This is a genomic window from Corallococcus sp. AB049A (assembly GCF_003668885.1).
Taxonomy (GTDB): domain Bacteria; phylum Myxococcota; class Myxococcia; order Myxococcales; family Myxococcaceae; genus Corallococcus; species Corallococcus interemptor.
Genome location: NZ_RAWL01000610.1, coordinates 1 through 3968, shown reverse-complemented (window position 1 = coordinate 3968; position 3968 = coordinate 1). Strand labels below are relative to the sequence as shown.

At 71.5% G+C, this 3968-nt stretch carries 3 protein-coding genes and 2 pseudogenes; 4 read left to right on the top strand and 1 reads right to left on the bottom strand.

Going from position 1 to position 3968, the window contains the following annotated elements:
• Positions 1–204, bottom strand: a pseudogene (locus D7X55_RS37090) (hypothetical protein); the annotation flags it as partial.
• A 101-nt stretch (positions 205–305) separates the two neighbouring features.
• Here D7X55_RS37090 and D7X55_RS37085 point away from each other — a divergent pair.
• The 4 genes and pseudogenes from D7X55_RS37085 to D7X55_RS45600 form a co-directional block, all read left to right on the top strand.
• Positions 306–1133, top strand: coding sequence for a lysophospholipid acyltransferase family protein (locus tag D7X55_RS37085; protein WP_121725500.1), 828 nt, complete (start codon positions 306–308; stop codon positions 1131–1133).
• Positions 1130–2071, top strand: coding sequence for an SDR family oxidoreductase (locus tag D7X55_RS37080; protein WP_121725499.1), 942 nt, complete (start codon positions 1130–1132; stop codon positions 2069–2071). The genes D7X55_RS37085 and D7X55_RS37080 overlap by 4 nt, the downstream gene beginning before the upstream one ends.
• The gene (locus tag D7X55_RS37075; RefSeq protein ID WP_121725498.1) at positions 2061–3290 is read left to right on the top strand and encodes an MFS transporter; all 1230 of its coding nucleotides are present in this window, start codon (positions 2061–2063) and stop codon (positions 3288–3290) included. The genes D7X55_RS37080 and D7X55_RS37075 overlap by 11 nt, the downstream gene beginning before the upstream one ends.
• 138 nt (positions 3291–3428) lie before the next feature.
• Positions 3429–3968: pseudogene (locus D7X55_RS45600) on the top strand (restriction endonuclease); the annotation flags it as partial.

Genomic DNA, 3968 nt, shown 5'->3' with positions numbered 1-3968 from the left:
GGCCGGGGTGGTGTCCCAGCCGCGCAGGGTGAGCCCCTTCACGCGGCCCAGCACACCTCGCGACAGGGCCTCCACCCGCGCGTGCGACAGGCGCACCCGCCGGCCGGCCACGTCCACCGCCACCTGGTTGGACAGCCCCGCGGGCAAGGCCTTGGCCCACGCGAGCACCCCGTCCAGCATTCCCGTCCACGGCTGCCCCGCCATCGCGCGTCACTCCCTCCAGGGGCCTGAGCGAAGGGCCCCTTGCGTCGGATGCACAATGGGGGACGCGGGCCCCCGGTGCAAAGCGTACGCGCGGTGCTACGGTGCGCCCCGTGCCCCAGAGCGAGTCCCTGTCAGAGCGGGTGGAGCGGTTGGAGCTGCCCTTCAACGAATACGGTGTCGACCCCTACGGCATCTCCAAGAAGCACCTGAAGCTGGCGCTGGAGTTCTTCGCCTTCCTCTACCGGAACTACTTCCGGGTGCGGTGCACCGGCGTGCAGCACATCCCCCAGAAGGGCCGGGGCATGCTGGTGGGCAACCACTCCGGCGGCGTCGCGGTGGACGGGATGATGGTGCTCACCTCCACCATGCTGGAGATGGATCCGCCCCGGCTCGCGCAGGGCATGGTGGAGCGCTTCATCCACAAGTTCCCCGTGGCCTCGCTGTGGGCCAGCCGCACCGGCCAGTTCACCGGCCTGCCCGAGCACGCCGTGCGCCTTTTGGAGGACGACCGGCTGCTGATGATCTTCCCGGAGGGCGCGCGAGGCACCGCGAAGCTCTACCCGGACCGCTACTCGCTGGTGGACTTCGGCACGGGGTTCATCCGGCTGGCGCTCCAGACGCGCTCGCCCATCATCCCGTTCGCCTTTTTGGGCGGCGGCGCGGCCATCCCCACGGTCACCAACGCGTACGCGCTGGGCAAGCTCTTGGGCGTGCCGTACATCCCGCTGACGCCGTACCTGTTGCCGCTGCCCCTGCCGGTGGGGCTGGAAATCCATTACGGCGAACCGCTCGTCTTCGAGGGCACGGGGGACGAAGAGGACCACGTCATCCAGGGCTACGTGGACCAGGTGAAGGCGAGCATCCAGCGGCTCATCGAAGACAACCGCGCCGAGCGCAACCTGCGCCGGGCCCGGAGGCTGTTGCCATGAGGGTGTTGATTGCGGGCATCTCCGGCGGCATCGCGCGCAGGCTGGCGCTGAAGCTGAAGGACAGCGGCCACGAGGTCGCGGGCATCGACGTGCGCCCGTGGCGGGACGCGCCCAAGGGCGTGGAGGTCCACCGGGTGGACATCCGCAAGCGCGCCGCCGAGGACCTCTTCCGCCGCTGGAAGCCGGAGGCGGTGATTCACATGGCCACGGTGACGGCGTTCACCGTGCAGGGCCAGGAGCGCGGCCGCATCAACCTGGACGGCACCAAGGCGCTGTTCGACCACTGCGCGGCGCACGGCGTGAAGCAGGTGCTCTTCGTGGGCCGGCACACGTTCTATGGCGCGGCGCCGGACTCGCCGCTGTACCACTCCGAGGACGAGCCCCCGCGCGCGCTGGAGGCCATCCCGGAGCTGGCGGACCTGGTGGCCGCGGACCTGTACGCGGCCACGGCGCTGTGGCGCCTGCCGGAGGTCACCACGGCCGTGCTGCGCCTGGTCTACACGCTGGGCACGCCGGGCACGGGCACGCTCGCGAACCTGATTCGCGGCAAGCGCGTGCCCATGGTGCTGGGCTACGACCCGCTCTTCCATGTCCTCCAGGAGGAGGACGTGGTGACGGCGCTGCAGCTGGCGCTGGAGAAGAAGGTGCGCGGCATCTTCAACGTCGCGGGCCCCGCGCCCATCCCGCTGTCGGTCATCATCAAGGGCACGGGCCGCACGCCGGTGCCGCTGCCGTCGCCGGTGCTGTCGCTGCTCCTGGGCCGGGCGGGCTTCCCCCGGCTGTCCGTGGGGGCCACGGACCACCTGCGCTACCCCATCGTGGTGGACAACAAGCGCTTCCTGGAGGCCACGGGCTTCCAGTACGCCTACGACGAGGGCCGCATCCTGCGCGCCTACGCGGACGCGCTGCCGGTGGACCGGACGGGACATGGTGGCTGACAGCGTGGGCGCGTCCGCCGCCGCCACGCCCGGCCTCTTGCGCCGGGTGGAGGCGGTGGTGTTCCTCACCGTGTTCCTGGACCTGGTGGGCTTCGGCATCGTCATCCCGATGCTGCCCTTCTACGTGCAGTCCATGGGCGGCTCGGCGCGCACGGTGGGCATCCTGCTGGGGTGCTTCAGCTTCACGCAGCTGCTCGCCACGCCGCTGCTCGGGCGCTACTCGGACCGGCACGGGCGGCGGGCGGTCATCCTCCTGAGCCTCCTGGCGAACGCGGCGGCCATGGCGCTGTTCGCGCTGGCCAGCTACCAGCGATTGCTGCCGCTGCTGTTCGCCTCCCGCATCCTGGCGGGGGCCACGTCCGGGAACATCGCCGCGTGTCAGGCGGCGCTCGCGGACGTGACGACGAAGGAGACGCGCGCCCGGGCCATGGGGCGCATTGGCGCGGGCATTGGCCTGGGCATGGTGCTGGGACCCACGCTGGGCGGCCTGTTCTCCGGGCTGGGCCCGTGGGTGCCGCCGCTGCTCGCCGGAGGCCTGGCGCTGGTGGGCTTCGTGGGCGCGCTGTTCGCGATGCCGGAGACGCACCCGGTGGAGAAGCGCGTGACGGCGCAATCCCAGACGCGCTGGTCCGCGTTGCAGGACTCGCCCCGGCGCAAGGCGTTGGGGATGGTGCTGGGGTTGTTCTTCGCTGTCTTCCTGTCCATGACCACGCTCCAGGTGGCGTTCGCGCTGCTGGTGCAGGCGCGGCTGGGCTGGGGTTCCAAGGAAGTCGGCTACACCTTCGCGGTGGTGGGCGGCCTGGGCATGGTCATCCAGGGCGGGCTGATTGGTCCGCTGTCGCGCGCGGCGGGTGAGTTCAAGCTGCTCATCTGCGGGGCGCTGCTCCTGGCGTGCGGCATGGCGGGGCTCGCCGTCTCGTGGCAGGCGATTCCGATGATGGTCTCCGTGGTGCTGGTGGGCGTGGGCACGGGCTTCCTGCAGCCGTTGATTTCAAGCCAGGCCTCCCAGGTCGCCCCGCCGTCGCAGCAGGGCGCCGTGCTGGGTCTGGCGCAGTCCTGCGGCGGACTGGCCCGCACGGTGGGGCCGGTGGCGAGCGGCTGGATGTATGCGTCGTGGAGCACCCAGGCCCCCTTCCTGACGGGCATGGTTTCAGCGCTCGCGGCGGCGGGGTTGGGCCTGCTTCTCCGTCGGGAAACCCGCGACGACGCGGGGGGCTAAAGCCTTTCAGACCCACCCGGGTCCCTTCCTTCCCGGAACGCCATACCTCCTTTGGGGGGCTTGTCTTCACCCGACCCGTGGGAGCAGGCTTTTGCTCACGAGGGGGGCGGTGAAGCCATCACTCCCGGGGGGTAGTGCTTGCCATTGGCGGGTGACGTCGCGCTGCTGGATGCGTTGGACCGCCAGGCCCGGCGCCGGGCGGAGGGCATCGCGACGCTGAGCGTGCTGGAGGGACCGGAGGCCCTGGGGGCGCCCCTCTGGGACCGGTGGGCGGCGCGGCACGGGCTGACGGTGGTGGAGGTGTCCGGAGAGGACGCGCGGGAGGCGGCGCTGACGTGGGCCCGGGCGCTGGCGGCGACACGGGATTTAAGGGAGGACGCGGAGGCGCTGGCGACGTTCAGCCTGACGGCGGCCAATCCCAGACACGCGCCGGTGTTCCGGGGGAAGACAGCGCACGAGCGCAAGGTGTTGCTGGAGGCGCTGCCGCCGCCCGCGAGCCTTCCGGAAGCCACGTGGGCGCTGTGCCGGGAGCTGGTGTTGGGACGGGAGGCGGTGGGGCCAGGAGCGCTCCCGGAGGCCGTACGCACGGCGTTCGCGAAGAACCTGGGCGCGGGGCTGCGTGCGTTGCACGCGCTGGTGCCGCCCGGGAAGGCGCCGGTGGTGCGAGTGGCGGTGGGG

Coding starts and splice junctions, on each gene's coding strand:
- D7X55_RS37075 (WP_121725498.1), top strand. CDS start 2,061: ATGGTGGCTGACAGCGTGGGCGCGTCCGCCGCCGCCACGCCCGGCCTC.
- D7X55_RS37080 (WP_121725499.1), top strand. CDS start 1,130: ATGAGGGTGTTGATTGCGGGCATCTCCGGCGGCATCGCGCGCAGGCTG.